Source organism: Aeromonas sp. QDB63, from assembly GCF_027707425.1.
Lineage (GTDB): Bacteria > Pseudomonadota > Gammaproteobacteria > Enterobacterales > Aeromonadaceae > Aeromonas > Aeromonas caviae.
This window is the reverse complement of sequence record NZ_JAPCIS010000011.1, coordinates 30115-47812: the sequence shown is the minus strand read 5'-3', so window position 1 is coordinate 47812 and position 17698 is coordinate 30115. Positions and strand designations below refer to the sequence as shown.

The following is a 17698-nucleotide window of genomic DNA, read 5'->3' as shown; positions in this document are numbered from 1 at the left end:
CTTACAGTTGCTTGTCGGCTTTGGACAATTTCAGGTTGAGCAAGGCCAGCGCACCCACGATGAGGAAGATGGCGGTGGCGATGGCACTGGCCAGACCGTAGTCCTGACCACCCGAGCCCTGGAACGCGATCCGGTAGGTGTAGCTCACCAGCAAGTCGGTGGTCCCGGCCGGCGTGGTGGCCCCGATGATGTCCGGCGCCCCGTTCGTCAACAACTGGATAAGTACGAAGTTGTTGAAGTTGAAGGCAAAGGATGCAATCAACAGCGGTGTCAGCGGCTTCATCAAGAGCGGTACGGTGATCTTGAAGAAGTTCTGTACCGGCCCCGCCCCGTCCATGGCAGACGCCTCGTAGAGATCTTCCGGAATCGCCTTGAGCAGGCCCATGCAGAGGATCATCATGTAGGGGTAACCGAGCCAGGTGTTGACGATGAGGATCATCACCTTGGCCAGGAAGGGATTGGTGTACCAGTCCGGCTTGATGCCGAAGGCCGCTTCCAGGAACAGGTTGATTTCACCGAAGTTCTGGTTGAACAAGCCCTTGAACACCAGGATGGAGATGAACGCCGGTATCGCATAGGGCAGGATCAGCATGACCCGGTAGAAACCACGCCCCCTGAGCTGCTCCCACTGCACCAGACACGCCAACACCATGCCAATCGCCAGGGTGAACGCCACCGAACAGGCGGAGAAGATCACGGTCCAGACGAAGATCTGCATGAAGGGACTCTGGATACCCGGGTCCGTCATGATGCGCATGAAGTTTTTCCAACCCACGCTCACCACGAAACCGGGGGCAATGCCCTTGCCGACGAAGTGACCTTCCGCATCGATGTACTGGTAGAAGCCGGTGTCACCGTTGGGCTGCATCAGCTCGCCGCTCTGGTTGTCACGCAGCAGGTTGCTGTCCTTGATCATGACGCCGGACTTGAGCACGGCGCCGTCGACCAGCTGGGTATAGAGCTGTTTCTGGGCGGCGAACTTGCGCAGGCTGCTCAGGGTCAGATGGATATTGCCTTCGGGCAGTACCACATCCAGGGCACTCAGGTGGGTGCGGTGATCGACGATGGCACGAATGGGTGCCGCCTTGTCGGTCGCCTCCCCGGCCAGGGGTTGCAACTGAACAACCTGGGGCTCGTCACGGACCCGTCCTTCACGGACGGCCAGGGTACGCGCCTTGTTGTTCAGCAAGGTAAGGGGTTGACTGATAAAGGATTGGTCGTCCTGTTTCAGCAGCAGCTGAAACTGATTGTTCTCACCACCCAGGAGGGTGAAATCGAATTCACCGCCGGTCACCTTGTAGGTTTTTTTCAGATGGTAATCCCGTGCCTGCTCAAGGGAGAGCAAGTTGGATCCCGAATAGTTGGTGAAGGCGATGCCGATCGTGTAGGCAAGAGGGAAGATGATAAAAACAACCATGCCTGCCACACCGGGGAAAATATAACGGTGGGCATAGGTCTTCTTGTTCATGAAGACATAGAGACCGACGGAGACGACCACCAGATCGAGCAGGGCAAATACCCACTCGCCGCTGGCATACATCATCACGGCCGCATAACCATTAAGCACTGCGATCAGTGCCGCCATGGTCCATTTCAGCCAGACGTACTTGTCTTTCTTCGGACCGGCATAGGATTCGATAGAAGGTACTACTTCCATGCCAATTAACCTTTATTGCGCCAAGAGAGATTGAGAGAGTGGGAGGCCCGAAGGCCTCCCGGGTAGTGCATGCTTACTGGACGATACGCTTGGCAGCGGTATCCAGGGCTTCGTCAACACCCTGACGGCCAGAGGTGATGTTCTTGAGGGCGGTTTCGAAGGAGGACCAGAAACGGCTCATCTCGGGCACGGACGGCATCGGTTCGCCGTTCTGGGCGTTCAGCATGGTGGCCTTGATGTTGGGGTCGGCTTCCAGGGTCTTCTGGAAGGACTTCAGGGCCACGGCACCCAGCGGCTTGTCGGCGTTCATCGGCGCCAGACCGGCATCGGTCAGCAGGTAGTTCTCGAGGAACTCGATGGCCAGATCCTTGTTCGGGCTGGCGGCGTTGATGGTGGCACCCAGTACGCCAACGAAGGCCTTGGCGGGCTTGCCTTTCAGGGTCGGCAGCTGGGCTACGCCATACTTGATGCCGCTCTTGTCCAGGTTGCTCCAAGCCCAGGGACCGTTGATCATCATGGCCACTTCGCCCTTGTTGAACTTGGCGTCCATCACACCGTAGTCAATGCCCTTCTCCAGGTGACCGGATTTGATCATCTCGGAGATGTAGCCGACGCCGGCCTTGGCACCTGCGTTGTTCACGCCGGTGTCTTTGACGTCATAGCCGGTGGCGGTCTTCTTGAAGGCGTAACCACCGTTGGCAGCCACCAGGGGGTAGCTGAAGTAGGGGGTGTCATAGGCCCACATGATGGCGCGCTTGCCATTTTTCTTCAGGTCTTCGTCGATCTTGGCGATCTCTTCGAAGGTCTTCGGCGGGTTGGGCAACAGATCCTTGTTGTAAATCAGGCTGACGGCTTCTACCGCGACCGGGTAGCCATAGGTCTTGCCATCGACGGTCATGGCATCCCAGGCGAATTGCTCGAACTTGGCCTTGGTGGCGGTATTCGGGGTCACGGGAACCAGCAGACCGGACTTGACCCACTCACCGTAACGGTCGTGAGCCCAGAAGAAGATGTCCGGGCCGTTGCCGGTGGCGGCGGCTTGCTGGAATTTGACTTCAACCTGATCCGGGTGGGCGACGGTGACCTTGATGCCGGTTTCGGCTTCAAACTTCTTGCCGACTTCGGCCAGGCCGTTGTAGCCCTTGTCACCGTTGATCCAGATGGTCAGCTGACCTTCATCAATGGCAGCAGTGGCAGAGCAGGCCACGCCCAGGGTAGCCAGACCGATCAGGGATGACAGCAATTTCTTTTTCATGAGCCTTTCCTTGTATTAGTTCCGCGCTGTAAGAGCATTGTGTGCAGATGCATATTATCCCAAGCAGTCAATGCCTCACATGACACGCCTCGCATTTTTGAAATGCAATTACGTATTTTCTTCCAGAAAGTTATGAAAACATTTTCTTATTTCAGCGACTTAGGAAGGGATATCCCCATATTTTTGCCAAGATATGGAAATTAAATTACAGAAAGGAAATCAATTTACGTCATTGAAAGGGATTTCACCCCACTGAAAACCCTTTCATTCCCGATATTTTGTTCAATGTGTTAACAAAAGTACTGAGGTGGTTTCCATCTACATCACCCCCTTAAATAAAAAGGCACCGGAGCGGACTCCGGTGCCTTTTTGCAAGAAATGACGGCTGGATCACATTACGACTGGCGCAGCAATTGATCCTTGAGATTGGGCGGGACTCCCCTGATGGTCAGGGTGTCGGTCTGGGGATCGTAAAAGACCCGGCTGTTGAGCAACTTCTGCTCGAAGCTCAGAGTCAGGCCGCCACCGGAGCCCACAAACTTGGTCAAGCCCCGCAGGGTGGAACGGTCCGCCGGGAAGCGCTCCTCCAGCTCGTACTCCTGACCGATGAAGCTGTAAAAATCGAGGTCCCCATCACCGGGCAATTCCGCCGACAGCTCCTTGATCTCGATCTCCTCGCCGGCGCTGGCCTGCTCGGTGCAATATTTGAAGACCTGCTTCTTGTAGTCATTGCGTTCGGCCGGTTCGAGTTGGCGGCTGTCGCAGTAATCGTCCACCGCCTGCAGCAACCCCTTGTTCTGGATCTTGGCATCCATGCCCTCCCGGGCCCCCAGCAGATCCATGAAGAAATCCCCCAGCTTGCGACCGACCCGGCCCTTGCTGAAGGTGATATAACGACGCGAATCCCCCTGGGTTTTCCACTCGGTGAGATCGATGCGGGCCACCAGATTGAGTTTGCCGATATCCAGGTACTGGATGTGGCGCAGCTCCAGCGCCTCGCTCACGGTGACGCTCTCCTTGCCTTCCAGCAGGGCGATCATCAGGTAATCCACCCCCACATAGTTGTACTTGGCAATCAGCAACACCCCTTGCTCGTCCAGGGCATGCTCCACCAGCTGCTTGACCAGCATCTGGGTCAGGTTGACGGAAAAGGGGACGAACTCGGTCTGCTCCGCCAGCAGCTGCTCCAGGGCGATGCGAAAGGCGGGGGAAGGCTGCTTGGGGGCGTCTTCCCCCTCCGCCAGCTCGGCGACGGCGGCCTCGGGATCGGCGAAGAAGCCAAAGCCCTTTCCCCCCTTGCCGTTGTAGATGCGATGCAGCTCCGCCATCAGCCCTTGTACCGCCTCGTCGGCAGGCAGGGTCTGGCTGCGGGTATCGGCGTGGGGCTGGCCATCGTTGCCCGCCCGCAGGGAGTGAAGAATGATCTTGTCGATATCGAGACTCATGTCACAAAGCCATAGTGTTAGCCGAAAGGGTGAAGTATTATAAGGCGCTTTGAACCGAGGTGAACCCAAGATTATGCCGATCGTATCAAAGTACAATAACGAGCAGTTTGACGCCCTGATGAACGACCTGATCACCGCCCTGGAGAAACACAAGGCACCGGTGGATCTCAGTCTGATGGTCCTTGGCAACCTGACCACCAACATCATCAACGGCATGGCCCCGGCCCAGCGCCAGGCGATCACCGAGAAGTTCATCCAGGCACTCACCGCCTCGGTGGGCCATCGCCACGATGCGCACTGAGTTTCTTCGCATTCTTTGATGTTTTTCAAGCAGATGGATCATTATGGTCGAAACCGGCAACCCCTATCGCGATAATGTCTCTCGCCTGATCACCTGGGGGCATTGGTTCTCCTTCTTCAACATCATCCTGGCCATGCTGATCTCGACCCGTTACCTGGGCGCCATCAGCTGGCCGTCGACCACGCTCGGCGTGACCTATCTCGTCATCAGCTGGATAGGTCATTTCTCGTTCCTGAGCTTCGTCACCTATCTGCTGACCATCTTCCCCTTGAGCTTCATCCTGCCCAGGGAGAAGCCGCTGCGCTTCATTTCATCCATCATCGCCACCCTGGCTCTGGTGCTGCTGCTTATCGACACCCAGGTGTTCCAGCTGTTCAAGTTCCACTTGAATGGCCAGGTGTGGCAACTGCTGCTGGATCAGGCGCAGACCGAAGAGGGCTCTATCTGGAGCATCATCTTCGTGGCGGTGCCCGCCATCTTCCTGCTGCAACTGCTGCTGTCGGCCTATGTGTGGCGCAAGATCAACAAGCGCAAACGCCGCCAGTACGGCAATCAGGTGGGACTGGCCCTGCTGGTCTGCTTCATCCTGACCCATCTGGTCAACAGCTGGGCGGATGCGACCCTGTATCAACCCATCACCATGCAGCGGGCCAACTTCCCCCTCTCCTACCCCATGACCGCCAGGAGCTTCCTGGCCAAGCATGGCTGGCTCGACCTCGAGCAGTATGAGAAGAAGGCCGAAGATCAGGGAAGCGCTGAGCACCGTCTGCTCTATCCCTTGCGCCCCCTCAGCGTGAGCGCACCCAGCGATCACAAGAACCTGCTGGTGGTGGTGGTCGACTCCCTGCGAGCCGACATGCTCAACAACATCAACATGCCCAATCTGCAACGCTACGCGGACAACCACTTCAATTTCCGCCAGCACATGAGTGGTGGCAATGATGAAGCCATGGGGATGTTCAGCCTCTTCTACGGGCTGCCCGGCCACTATTACGGGGACATCCGGGCCGACAAGCGCCCCCCTGTGCTGTTCGACGAGATGCTGCGTCAGGACTACCAGTTCGGCCTGTTCGGTGCACTGGAAGATGCCAAGCAGTATCGCCAAAGTCTGCTTGCGGGTCTGCGCAAGCAGGTCTTCGTCTCCCGCCAGACCGATGACCGCAGGCTCATCGATGACTGGCAGCAGTGGCTTGGCACGCGCACCGCGGACAGACCCTGGTTCTCTCTGGTCTATCTCTCTAGCCCGGGGGATTATCAGGTGCCAGCCAGCATCAAGGGCCCCTTCCAGCCCGAGTTGACCCGCTTCAACCCGGCCACTGCCTATCGGCCCGAGAACCTGCAGAAGCTGGAGAACCGCTACAAGAACGCGGTCTTCTATACCGATCAACTGCTGGAGCAGATGCTGACCCAACTGCAATTGCAGGGGCTTGATGATCAGACCATCGTCGTGGTCACCTCCAACCACGGTCAGGAGTTCAACGAGACCCAGAGCAACAGCTGGGGCTATGGCAGCAATTACTCGACCTATCAGGTGCAGGTCCCCCTGGTGCTGGCCTGGCCTGGTGCCGAACCTGCGCCCCAGGCGCAGGCGAGCAGCCACCTGGATCTGGTACCGACCCTGATGAAGAACATGCTGGGTGTACGCAACCCCTATCGTGACTACAGCACGGGGCGCAACCTGTTCGAAGCCAGTACACGCACCTGGCTGCTGGCGGGGGATCAGAATGACTTCGCCATCTATCAGGGCAACACCATCACCCAGTTCAACAAGCAGGGGGACTTCGAGCTGCTGGACCGTGACACCTATCGCCCCATCAAGCACGGCACCCCGGACATGGGCACCCTGATCCAGGTGATGAACGAGCTCAATCGCTTCTATCGCGCCCCCTGATCTGCGCCAGTCCACCTCCTTGAGCCCGCCCCTATGGCGGGCTTTTTCTTGCCCGCACCACACCCGTCCTCCTGTTTCTCATGGCGTCATTCGCAAACGTATGCCACCACCTTACTGATTTAACTCTCAAAAAATTCAATTCGATCAATATCATAAAAACAAAATGATAATGATTGTCATTTATTGATCTGCTTGACTCCCTCTGCAATAATCCGCGCCCTCAGGCTTAAATGATAATTATTCTCAAATATGAAAATTCGACTTCTTCACTACTGGCCCATGCTGCTGTCCGGTACGGCGCTGGCTGCCAGCGATCCCGCCGGGGTCGACACAACGGACATGCCCCCCGAACTCAAGGGGCGCGAAACCATCGTGGTCAAGGGACAGCGCATCGAGCAGAAGCTCTCCGACGTGTCGGGTTCCATCACCGTCATCACGGAGGAGGATCTGGATCGCCAGGTTGCCACCGAGCTCACCGATGTGTTCAAGAACGAACCCGGCGTCTCGGTGACCGGCTCCGCCGGCCGCCCCCAGAACATCATCATCCGCGGCATGGGCGGCAACCGGGTGCTCATCATCAAGGACGGGGTGCGGGTCAGCGACGGTTTTGGCGCCGACGACCTCAACGACAAGGTGGGCCGCTTCAGCTTCGATCTCGAGGACGTCAAACAGATAGAGGTGGCCAAGGGAGCCGGTTCCTCCCTCCATGGCTCCGATGCCATCGGCGGCACCATCGTCATCAGCACCAAGCAGCCGGAAGATTACCTTCAGGGCCAGGATGCCTATCTCAGCAGCAAGGTGCTGCACGATGGCAGCAGTGACAAGCAGAAGCTGAGCGCCACCGGCGCCGCCCGGATACGGGATACCGAACACCTGCTGCGCCTCTCCGGCTGGCAGGGACATGAGACCGCCAACTACGACGAGAGCCGCATCCCGGCGGTTCTGGATGGCCTCAGCGCCTCCACCAGCTCTCGCATCCAGCTGAACGAACATCATCTGCTGCGCCTCGAACTCGACTACTTCGAGGACAACGCCGAGCGGGATCAGGGGCCGCGCGAAGTGCCCCAGCCCGATGGCAAGTGGCAGGTGCGCCAGTACCACGAGCAGGGCAGCCAACGCACCCAGGGGGGCAAGCTGGCCTGGGAGGCGAGCAACCTCGACACAATACTGGCCGACAGCCTCACCTGGAGTGCCTACGGCAATCACTCGAAAAACACCGCCAACAAGCGCAGCCTGCTGCAAAACGATCTGCTGAGCGGTTATCCGCGCTATCGCAGCGAACGGGAACTCGCCACCTTCACCGAAGACAGGATCGGTACCGAGCTGGATGTGCGCCGGGATCTCGCCACCGGGCATATCTCCCATCAGCTCAGTTACGGCATCGAGCTGGAGCGCACCACCCACGAGCGGCCGGTGGAGAAGCTGAGTCTGGAGGCCGGCATTCCCCAACCCGGCCAGTCCGCCCCCTTCAGCCGCGCCCGTACCGACAGGGCCGGAGTCTGGCTCGGCGACGTGGCCAGCCTGGGCCAGTGGCAGTTCACCCCCACCCTGCGCATGGATCACCAGTGGCTCACGCCGCTGGACGGCAGCCACGACAGCAACCACAGCTGGCACCTCTCCCCGAGCCTGGCCACCAGCTACCGCTTCAACGACCAGTGGCGCAGCTGGCTCAGCTATGCCAACGGGTTCCGAGCGCCTTCCTACGACAAGGTGTACGGCAACATCCCCCACTACTTTGCTCTGCCGCCCTTCGAGATCATCGCCAACACAGGGCTCAAGGAGGAAACCAGCCACAGCATCGAGTGGGGGCTGAGTGGCGAGGGGGACAACTGGAGCATCAAGCCAGCGCTCTTCTACAACCGTTACTACAACTTCATCGACTGGCGCGAGGTGGGGCTGCGCCTGAGCGATGGCGTCATCCTGCGCCAATATCGCAACGTCGCCAAGGCCGAAACCTGGGGGGCCGAACTCGCCGCCAGCTACTGGCTGACCCAGGAGTGGGAGCTCGCCACCAAGCTCGGCTGGGTCGATGGCGAGGACAACAAAGGTGAAGCGCTGCGCACCCTGACGCCCCTCGAGGGCAACACCCGTCTGAGCTATCAGGCCAATGAGTGGAGTCTGGGCATTCAGGCGGACTATGCCGCCGCCATGAACCGGGTGCCCACCTGCGGCAACAGCCTGACCGGCCGCCAGGGGGACTGCCTCGAAAGTGCCGGCTGGCTCAGTTTCGCCCTGACGGCCGACTGGCTGGTCACCGACTCCCTCAAGGTCAACCTCAAGCTCGACAACCTGTTCGACACCCGCTATACCCGCTATCAGGATGTGGCCGGGCTGGAAGCCGGGACCGATGCTTCCCTCTTCACCCAGAGCGGCCGCACCCTGAGTGCCAGCCTGCGCTACACCTTCGTGGGGATCTGATGCACAGCCTATTGATCCTGGCCAGCCTGCTGGCCACGCTGGCCCCCGCCTCTCCCCTGCCTGAGGCAACCCTGGAGGCCGCGCCCCTCATCCCCGAGCGCCCGCAACTGATGAAGGGGGAGATAGCCCGTCTCGATCCCTATGGTGGCTGGCGTGACGACAGCCGCCAGGATCCCGCCCTCCTGACGCTGCTGCGCGAGCAGAACCGCTGGACCGAGCAGCAGCTCGCCGGCCAGGCGCCACTGGTGCAGCGCCTGCAGACGGAGTGGCAGGGCCGGGAGCGGGGCGAACCAGTGCCGGACGACTGGCTGAGCCAGGCTGGCAGCCAGTGGCGCATGGAGGCGGACGGCAGCCTGTGGCAACGCAGCGACGCCAATGACGCTCCCCGAAAGCGGCTGGCTCCCCGCCAACCTGCCGAGGGGTATTACGAGCTCGCCGCCTGGGCCCTGCACCCGGACGGGCAACTGCTTGCCCTGGCCGAAGACCGCAGGGGAGATCGGGACTACCGCATCACCCTGCTGGATCTGGCGAGTGGCGAGACACTGGCCTCTTTGCCTCACCGCGCCGGCGATCTGCTCTGGAGTCTGGATGGCAAGACCCTCTACACCCTCGCCAACGAGCGCCAGACCCTGCGCCCCTGGCAACTGCTGGCCTGGCAGGATGGCAAGGAGACCCTGGTGTATGAGGAGCGCGATCCCGCCTGGCTGCTCGGCCTCTATCACACCACGGATCGCCGCCACCTGGTGCTGCAAAGCAACAACCACGACAGCTCCGAGCAATACCTGCTGGACGCGGGTCGGGCCGACCTGCTCAAGGGGCGCGAGCGCGGCCTCGAGTACTACCTGGATACCCAGGGGGACAGGGTGCTGCTCAAGAGCAACCGGGACGGCGCCCTCGGCCTCTATCAGGTGGCCGACTTGAGCCTGGTGGCGAAGGGAGAGTGGCAACGGCTCTGGTCCGGCGAGGGCCGGGAACTCGAGAAGTGGCGCCTCTTTGCCCGGCACACCGTGCTGCAATACCGCAAGGAAGGGGATGACTGGCTCGATGTGCTGGATGCCAAGGGTGCGTTGACCCACAGCCTGCCGCTCACCGATGGCGCAGGCACGGCCTGGATCCAGGGCAGCCAGCAACCGGCCAGCGACAAGGTGCTCATTCGCCGCCAGGGGATGGCCGAGCCACCTCACCAGCGCTGGCTGGATCTCGCCTCCGGCGCCTGGGAGGGGACACCCGAGAGCAGGGACACCTCCCCCTATCAGAGCGAGCGACGCTGGATCGCGGGCAAGGATGGGGTCAAGGTGCCTGTCTCCCTGGTCTGGCGCAAGGGCATTACCCACCCCAGGGCACTGCTGCTCTACGGCTATGGGGCCTACGGCACCCCCATGCGTCCCTACTACCAGCCCCGGGTGCTGAGCCTGCTGGATCGCGGCTTTGTCTACGCCATCGCCCATGTGCGCGGGGGCGGTTTGCTCGGCGAACCCTGGTACCGGGAGGGTCGTGGCCGTGACAAACAGCACAGCGTGGATGATTTTCTCGCCGTGGCCGATGCCCTGGCACGGGATCCCGCCATCGATCCCGCCCGGCTGTTTGCCATGGGCGGCAGCGCCGGCGGCCTGCTGGTGGCAGCGGCACTCAACTAGGCGCCCACCCGTTTCGCCGGGGCCGTGCTGCAAGTTCCCTTCGTCGACCTGCTGGGCACCATGCAGGATCCCGAGCTACCCCTCACCCGGCAGGAGTACGCCGAGTGGGGCAATCCGGCCATCCCGGGTGACTATGCCGCGATGCGCCGCCTAAGCCCCTACGACAACCTGCACAAGGCCCCTTATCCCCCCGTCTATGTGACGGGCGGCCTGCACGACAGTCAGGTGCCCTACTGGGAACCCCTCAAGTGGATAGCCCGCCTGCGATCCCATAGCACGGGAACAGGCCCCTATCTGCTGCGCACCGAACTCGACGGCGGCCATCTGGGCGCCCCCCGAACGGCGGCGCTGCGTGCGGCGCAGGAGTTTGCCTTCCTGCTCACCCTGGCGGGCGTCAATCACTGACACCTTGCCCTCTTTTTCTGGAGTGAACCATGAAACCCTCTTCTCTGGCCCTCTGGCTGGTGGCAACCCTGATCTCATCACCGCTGCTGGCGGCCGATCTGCAGTTTGTCGATGAACCACCCCTGACCACGACGCCGAAGCGCTGGCTCGAGCAGCGCCTCGGTGTGCTCCTCGCCCCCGATTACGACAGGGCCAGCCTGCTCGGCCACCATTACAGCTTTCGCCAGCTGGTGAACGGCCTGCCGGTGGCCGCCACCCAGGCCGCAGTCAGTGTCGACGGGGACGGCCGCCCCTGGCGCCTCTACCACAACCTGCGCCCCTTGCAGAGCACAGCGCCCGGCTGCGATGCCAGCGGCACCCTGGATCCCCTGCTCGCCACCCTGCGCACCGACGGCAACCAGATAGAGACGCTGGGGCCGGTTGAAGCCTGGTACTGGCGAGACGGTGATACCCTGGTGCCTGCCCTGCGCCAGCGGGTGCGCGAGCACAAGGCAGGCAATGCCAAGGCCAGCCAGGTGCAGCTGTTTGCCCGTTGCGACGGGGAGCAGGAGCTTGGCCGTCTCGGGGATCAGGCAACTACCCACCCTCTGCATGTCGCCGACGCTGGCGATATGCAGGTTCAGGCCAGGGTGTTCGACCCCGATCCCCGCACCCGCCTGCAGGACGCCAGCCTGGTCTGGCACGACACGCTGGTGCTGGCAGAGGCCGCCTATCAGGATCCGGTTCCCCTGCCGGTGAGCCTGCAAGCCGGGCAGTATCGCCTGAGCGGCCCCCATGCCAGGGTGGTGGATGCCATGGCCCCCGAATCGGCCCCCTACAGCAGCAGTGACGTGCAGGGTTTTCGCCTGACCCGGGACGATCGCGGCTTTGCGGACATCAACGCCTACTACCATCTGGATCTCGCCCAGCGCCACCTCAAGGCGCTCGGCTTCACCGATCTCATCCCCGGGGCACTCGGCATCGACACGGACGCGGGCTATCAGGACAACTCCCTCTACGATCCGTTCGAACGCAGGCTGGAGCTGGGTCGCAGCGGCGTGCCCGATGCCGAGGATCCCATGGTCATCTGGCACGAGTTCGGCCACGGGGTGCAGCACCACATCCTGCCGGATCTCGGGGAAGAGGGATACTGGGGGGCCATTGGCGAGGGCTTTGGCGACTACCTGGCCGCCAGTCATCGCCAGCGCAGCGAAGCCGGTCGCCAGTTCGAACCCGCCATGGTGTTCAACTGGGATGCCCGCTTCACCGACCGCACCCCGCGCCAGCTCGACGATCTGCGCGCCCGCTACCATCCGGACTACCGCTACCCCGCCCACCGCACCATCAACGGCAGCAACGGGGATCAGCTCTGGGGCACCCCGCTGTTCCAGGCCCTGCTGACGGCGGTGGCCGAGCACGGCGAGGCGGCTAGGGACGAGTTTGATCGCGTCATCATCGAATCCCACTTCGGCCTGGGGCCGGCCATTCGCATGCCGCAACTGGCCCGGATCACCGTGGATACCGCCGCCCGTCTCTACCCGACGCGAGCCTATGCCCGTCTGCTTGAGCAGGCATTTCGTCAGCACGGGCTGCTGCAAGCTCCCGTCTATATCGCCCTCGCCGAGGGGAGCGCCATCCCGCTGGGGCAGCGCCAGTCGGTGCAGCTGACCCTCAGCAACCCGGGCAAAGGGGAAGTGACCCTCAACGAGCTGGCCCTCACCCTGCCAACCGGGTTGCAGGCCGATCCTGACAACTGGCAACCAGCAACCCTGGCCGCCGGTGCCAGCATGACCACCACCCTGCGCCTGCTGGCCCAGAGCCCGCTCGCCTGCGGCGACGAGGCGAGCCTCTCGGTGAATCTCGCCATGAGCGGTACCAGCCCCACCGAGCGCCAGTGGCAGCAATCCCTGACCCTGCCCATCGGCACCCCCGTCATCAGCCGGGCCAGTGGTCGGTCACAGCGACTGAACGATGCCCAGAGCGAGGAGGTGCGCGGCTTGAGCGAAACCAGCCTACTGCTGGAGAAGAGCGATGCCCGTGTGAGCGACAGGCTGCAACTGAGCCTGGATCTGCAGCACGAGGCGCTGGATGAGCTGGAGATCTGGCTCAGCTCCCCCGCCGGCACCCGGGTCCAGATCTGGGACAAGGGTTACAGCCCCCTGCCGAGCCTGAAAGGGGTCTTCCCCACCGAGTTGCAGTCCCTGCAACCCTTCAGCGCCTTCGAAGGAGAACCCCTGGCCGGTCGCTGGACCCTGGAGGTGGTGGACAGCAAACCGGGCAATCAGGGTTTCCTGAACGGGTGGAGCATCAGCCAGCGTACCGGCGCCCAGTGCGGCAACACCGTGCCCGTGCCGGATGACGGCATCATCCGCTTCGATACCTCGGACAGCAGTGGCGGGGGGACCTTCTCCCTGCTCTGGCTGCTGCCGCTGGCCCTGTGGCGCCGTCTGCGTCGCCTCTGACTCTCCCTATATAAAGAAGAGAGGGGCCAAGGCCCCTCCAAGGACACACCATGACCATGAGAATGACCCCGATCGTCTGCCTGCTGGCCCCCCTGCTCAGCGCCTGTGGCGGCGGTTCGGACGAGGCTCCCCTGACCGCGCCGGACTACCGCCTGACGGTCAGCCTGCCCGCTGCGGGCACCCTGTGCATCAACCTGAACCAGAACGACGACTGCGAAGCCAATGAGCCCGCCGTCAGCGGCGAGGCCGGTGCCCACACTCTGACCCGGCGCCACCCTGATCTGCTCACCACTCCCCTGCTGTTCATTCCGGCGGATCCCGCCGCCCTGCCCCTGGCCCACCCGGCGGCGCGTCAGGACAACCAGCACCTCACCCCCAGCCCCCTCAGCACCCTGCTGCAGACGCGTATCTCGGACGGGCTGCCACCGGCTCAGGCCCTGACGGACGTGCTGTTCGCCCTGGCGCCCCTTCACCCCGGCCCAGATCTGGCGGCCCTAGCGCAGCTGGGCGACTTCAACCGCGCCCTCGCCGAGCTGGCCCTCGCCGCCTTCGATGACGAGGCCACCCTGCCCGCCAGCGAACGCCGTCAGCAGATCTGGCAAGGCCTTGTCACCCTGCTGCCCGAGCTCGCCCGGCACTTTGCCGCCAGCCCCGAGCTACTGAGCCAGCAGGCCAGACTCGCCGCCGTGCTGATGCAGCAGCAACCCCGGGCGTTGGTGACCGCCAGCGGCGTCACCACCTACACGGACGGGGTGGATTATCTGCTCGACCAGGAGCCTGCGGATCACCCGGGCCAGGAGGCGAGCCTGGACCAGGCGCCCCTGCGCTATCGCAAGCTGGATGGCAAGGGGCAGCCCCTGGCGGACAACGCCCCCAACTGGGAGTGCGTGGAGGATCTCAATACCGGCCTCGTCTGGGAGAAGAAGCTGGCGGATCCGGACAGTCCGAGGGATCTGCACCGCACCTTCGCCTGGGAGTTCGACGAATATCACCCGACCCAGGAGGAGCGGGATTACGCCTGCCCCGAAGGGGAGGCCATCTGCACCACGGAGCAGTACCGTCAGTGGCTCAATGCACAGCAACTGTGCGGCATCACCCACTGGCGCCTGCCCCACGCCCGTGAGCTGATGAGTTTGCAGCACTACGGCTCCCTCGCCCGCCAGGATGGCCAGCTCGTCACCCTGGATGTGCGCTACTTCCCCGATGTCGGCACCGGACTCAATGGCTTCGATGGCTATTACTGGAGCCAGACCCTGACCCCGTCCCGCCGGCTGGAGAGCGCGCCTCTGAGCGCCATCGCCCACATCTTCCTCGGCGAGGACGCCGGTGCCGACTATCCCACCCCAGTTCAAAACAGCAATGACGCCAACGGTCTGCAACTGCGCCTGGTGGCCGAGGTAACCCGATGAACAAGTATCTTCTGACCCTGCTGCTCACCCTGTGCAGCCCCCTGGCACTGGCCATCGCCATCTGCGACGACGCCCTACCCCGTACCAGCCCCACCGCCCGTTTCCAGGATCACGGCAACGGCACCGTCACCGACAGGGGCACCGGTCTGACCTGGATGCGCTGCCAGCTCGGCCAGACCTGGCGCAACCAGAGCTGCGAGGGGGAACCCACCCGCCTCTACTGGCAACAGGCACTGCAGACGGCGGAACGGATCCGTACCGAACCGAGCCATGCCCTGTATGGCTTTGGTGGTCATCACGACTGGCGCCTGCCCACCATCAAGGAGCTCGCCAGCATTCTGGAGTCCGCCTGTTACAAACCGGCATTGAACGAAACCATCTTCCCCCGCGCCATGGCCGGGGATGGCAAGGAGGTGAATGACGGCTATGTCTATCTCTGGTCTTCTACCCCGGTGCCGGCCCTTCAGGGCGTCGCCTACCTGGACATCACCAGCGGCTCCGTCGCCCAGCGCGCCCCCCGCTCTTGGGCGAAACAGGTTCTGCTGGTGAGGTGACAGCCTGACCATGGGGGCCACCCGGCCCCCTGCTTGACACGAGGCAAGAAGCGCCAGGGTGACCCTGGCCGTCAAAAAAGCATCAAATTGCGTCATGTGATGCCTGTTCAGAGCGGTTTTGCACGCCGCAGCGCTGGCATGAAACCGGCAGAGCGGTTAGTCTAGCGGCGTTGAACCAATCCCAAGAGGTACAGATGAAAACCGTGTTGCGTTTTAGCCTGCTGGGCGCCTTGTTATTGGGTGGCCATGCCTTCGCCGCCGAACCGAAAAAATTTGATATCAGCATGTTCCCCGCCGCCGAAGTGAACCAGGAACGTGTCGTGATCCGTCTGCCGGAAGTCGAGAACGAAGCCGACATGATGGTCGAACTGCAAGTCGGCAAGAAGATGCTGGTCGACTGCAACCTGCCCCGCTTCGCGGGCAATCTGGAACAGCACAGCGTCAAGGGCTGGGGTTACAACTACCTGACCCTGGGCCAAGTCACCGGCCCCGTCAGCACCCTGATGGCCTGCCCAGACGGCCAGAAGAAGGAGAGTTTCGTCCAGATCTACGGTCAGGGCTTCTTCGTGAACTACAACTCCAAGCTGCCCTTCGTCATCTATGTGCCCCAGGAGTACGAGGTGCGCTATCGTCTGTGGCGTGCCGACAACCTGGCACAGCCAGCCATGATTGAGTGAGTGCCGCGCACTCGGGTTCAGCTCAGTCATGATGATAAAAAGGCGCCATACGGCGCCTTATTTTTAGCTTCCGAGCCCGTTCTTGAGCGGTTTTTCCTGTACAAAATCTGACATAACTCCACTATTTTTCAGGCTTTTTTGTGCAGCGCACCGCAAAATGCCCCCTCGGGATGCGACAAACCCTGTTCGATAAAAGATATTTATTAACATAGTAAGAAAATTGATTTTGCACTCTGCGACGGCCTGATGATACTTGCCCGCAAAGGTCAAACTAACCAGAACAAGAGCACTATGAGCTTCGAATCAGACAAGCGTTTCAACGACTTCAAACATTTTCCCCGTGGCCTGCGTCGCAGTGGCGAATTCACCGTGGCCGAAGCGGACAGTCTGGAAAAATATGGCACCGTGATGCTGGCGCTCTATCAGGGCAACCTGGCCCCGCGCGATGACGTAGAAAGTGCCTTTATCGAACAGGTCAAATCCGGCGCAGCCGGCAACAACCCCCACGCCAAGGTGTGGTTCAAATACCTGAAGGTGATTGGTCCCAAGCGCGTGCACCGTCTGTGCACCGTCGCAGGCGGCGCCAATGAAGATGCGGGTGGCAGCTTTGAAGGCGGCGGTGGCGGCAGCGACGAGTCCCTCGATTAATGGATACCGAGCTGCTTCGGACCTTCATCGAGGTCAGCAAGACCCGGCACTTTGGCCGGGCGGCTGAAAATCTCTACCTGACCCAGTCGGCGGTGAGCTTCCGGATCCGCCAGCTCGAGCAGCAACTCGGGGTCAGCCTGTTTGCCCGTCATCGCAACAACATCCGCCTGACTGCCTCCGGTGAGCGTCTGCTGCCCTACGCAGACGCCATTCTGCATACTTTGGGGCGCGCCAAGCAGGACGTGGCCCTCTCCCCCGGTTTCAGCCAGCAGCTTGCCATCGGCGCCCCCGCCGTCTTCTGGGAGCTCGACTTCAACGACTGGCTCAACCATGTCTATGCCCTGGCCCCCGGCCTCGCGGTGCGCCTCGAAACGGCCTCCCGCGAGCACCTCTGTCGCCAGTTGCTGGAGCGCTCCCTCGATCTGGCCCTGCTCTCCGAGCCGACCAAGATCGACGAGATTGCCCTGCACCCCATCGGCGAGCTGGTATTCGAACTGGTGAGCCGGGAGCCAGCCGCAAACGCCGACAGCCTGATGCAGATGCCCCACATTCATCTCGACTGGGGCACCAGCTTCGAACCGCCATCGAGCCGGTTGCAGAGCCTGCAGAAGACCCCCGTGCTGCATTCGAGCTCCGCCAGCATGGCCCTGCAATTCGTGCTGGCCAACGGCGGCGCCGCCTACCTGCCAAGGCGCATGGTGAGCCCCTTCCTGGAGCAGGGGCAGCTTCATCTGGTGGAAGGGGGCCAATCCCTGAGCCGCCCGCTCTACCTCGCCTATCTGGAGAAATCCGACCGCCGGGAGCTGATCGATCAGCTGCTGACCCTGCCGCTGGGCTGGCATGACGCCGACTTGCGTCAACCGCCTGCCGAATGAAACAGGGCGATTTCACGCCCAGACCTGTGTTTTCATCTGCCGTGGTTATCGGTGCAGCACAAACAACATGAAAAAGGGGCCATCA

12 protein-coding genes and 1 pseudogene are annotated in these 17698 nt (G+C 61.9%); 10 read left to right on the top strand and 3 right to left on the bottom strand.

Annotation, left to right across the window (positions count from 1 at the left end; all coding sequences use genetic code 11):
- Position 1: 1 nt before the first annotated feature.
- The 3 genes from malF to yejK all read right to left on the bottom strand — a co-directional run bounded on the left by malF (position 2) and on the right by yejK (position 4357).
- Positions 2-1657, bottom strand: a complete 1656-nt coding sequence (malF, locus tag PG879_RS09710) for a maltose ABC transporter permease MalF (RefSeq protein WP_049637099.1) — start codon at positions 1655-1657, stop codon at positions 2-4.
- Positions 1658-1730: 73 nt separating this feature from the next.
- Positions 1731-2912: a maltose/maltodextrin ABC transporter substrate-binding protein MalE gene (malE, locus tag PG879_RS09705; protein WP_041212786.1), complete on the bottom strand. Its 1182-nt coding sequence runs from the start codon at positions 2910-2912 to the stop codon at positions 1731-1733.
- 395 nt (positions 2913-3307) lie between these two features.
- Positions 3308-4357 carry a nucleoid-associated protein YejK gene (gene yejK, locus PG879_RS09700; protein ID WP_039038628.1) on the bottom strand — a complete coding sequence of 350 codons (1050 nt, stop codon included), beginning with the start codon at positions 4355-4357 and terminating at the stop codon, positions 3308-3310.
- 73 nt (positions 4358-4430) lie between these two features.
- On the opposite strand from yejK, the gene PG879_RS09695 reads away from it, so the two are divergent.
- The 10 genes and pseudogenes from PG879_RS09695 to hdfR all read left to right on the top strand — a co-directional run bounded on the left by PG879_RS09695 (position 4431) and on the right by hdfR (position 17613).
- Positions 4431-4658, top strand: coding sequence for a YejL family protein (locus PG879_RS09695; protein WP_039038627.1), 228 nt, complete (start codon positions 4431-4433; stop codon positions 4656-4658).
- Positions 4659-4701: 43 nt separating this feature from the next.
- Positions 4702-6549 carry a DUF3413 domain-containing protein gene (locus tag PG879_RS09690; RefSeq protein WP_010674246.1) on the top strand — a complete coding sequence of 616 codons (1848 nt, stop codon included), beginning with the start codon at positions 4702-4704 and terminating at the stop codon, positions 6547-6549.
- A gap of 279 nt (positions 6550-6828) precedes the next feature.
- Positions 6829-8967, top strand: coding sequence for a TonB-dependent hemoglobin/transferrin/lactoferrin family receptor (locus PG879_RS09685; protein WP_372587712.1), 2139 nt, complete (start codon positions 6829-6831; stop codon positions 8965-8967).
- Positions 8967-11009: pseudogene (locus PG879_RS09680) on the top strand (prolyl oligopeptidase family serine peptidase). Before PG879_RS09685 ends, PG879_RS09680 begins: the two are co-directional and overlap by 1 nt.
- Positions 11010-11038: 29 nt before the next feature.
- Positions 11039-13450 (top strand): proprotein convertase P-domain-containing protein, encoded by a 2412-nt coding sequence (locus PG879_RS09675; protein WP_270830068.1) that lies wholly within the window; start codon positions 11039-11041, stop codon positions 13448-13450.
- A 50-nt stretch (positions 13451-13500) separates the two neighbouring features.
- On the top strand, positions 13501-14859 hold the full coding sequence (locus tag PG879_RS09670; protein ID WP_216944026.1) for an Lcl C-terminal domain-containing protein: 1359 nt from the start codon (positions 13501-13503) through the stop codon (positions 14857-14859).
- Entirely contained in the window at positions 14856-15413 is a 558-nt protein-coding gene (locus PG879_RS09665) for an Lcl C-terminal domain-containing protein (RefSeq protein WP_010674241.1), read from the top strand. Before PG879_RS09670 ends, PG879_RS09665 begins: the two co-directional genes overlap by 4 nt.
- Positions 15414-15607: 194 nt before the next feature.
- Positions 15608-16090: a serine protease inhibitor ecotin gene (eco, locus tag PG879_RS09660; protein WP_010674240.1), complete on the top strand. Its 483-nt coding sequence runs from the start codon at positions 15608-15610 to the stop codon at positions 16088-16090.
- 291 nt (positions 16091-16381) lie between these two features.
- Positions 16382-16738: a DUF413 domain-containing protein gene (locus tag PG879_RS09655; protein WP_010674239.1), complete on the top strand. Its 357-nt coding sequence runs from the start codon at positions 16382-16384 to the stop codon at positions 16736-16738.
- Positions 16738-17613: an HTH-type transcriptional regulator HdfR gene (gene hdfR, locus PG879_RS09650; protein ID WP_039038620.1), complete on the top strand. Its 876-nt coding sequence runs from the start codon at positions 16738-16740 to the stop codon at positions 17611-17613. Before PG879_RS09655 ends, hdfR begins: the two co-directional genes overlap by 1 nt.
- The last annotated feature ends 85 nt before the right edge of the window (positions 17614-17698 follow it).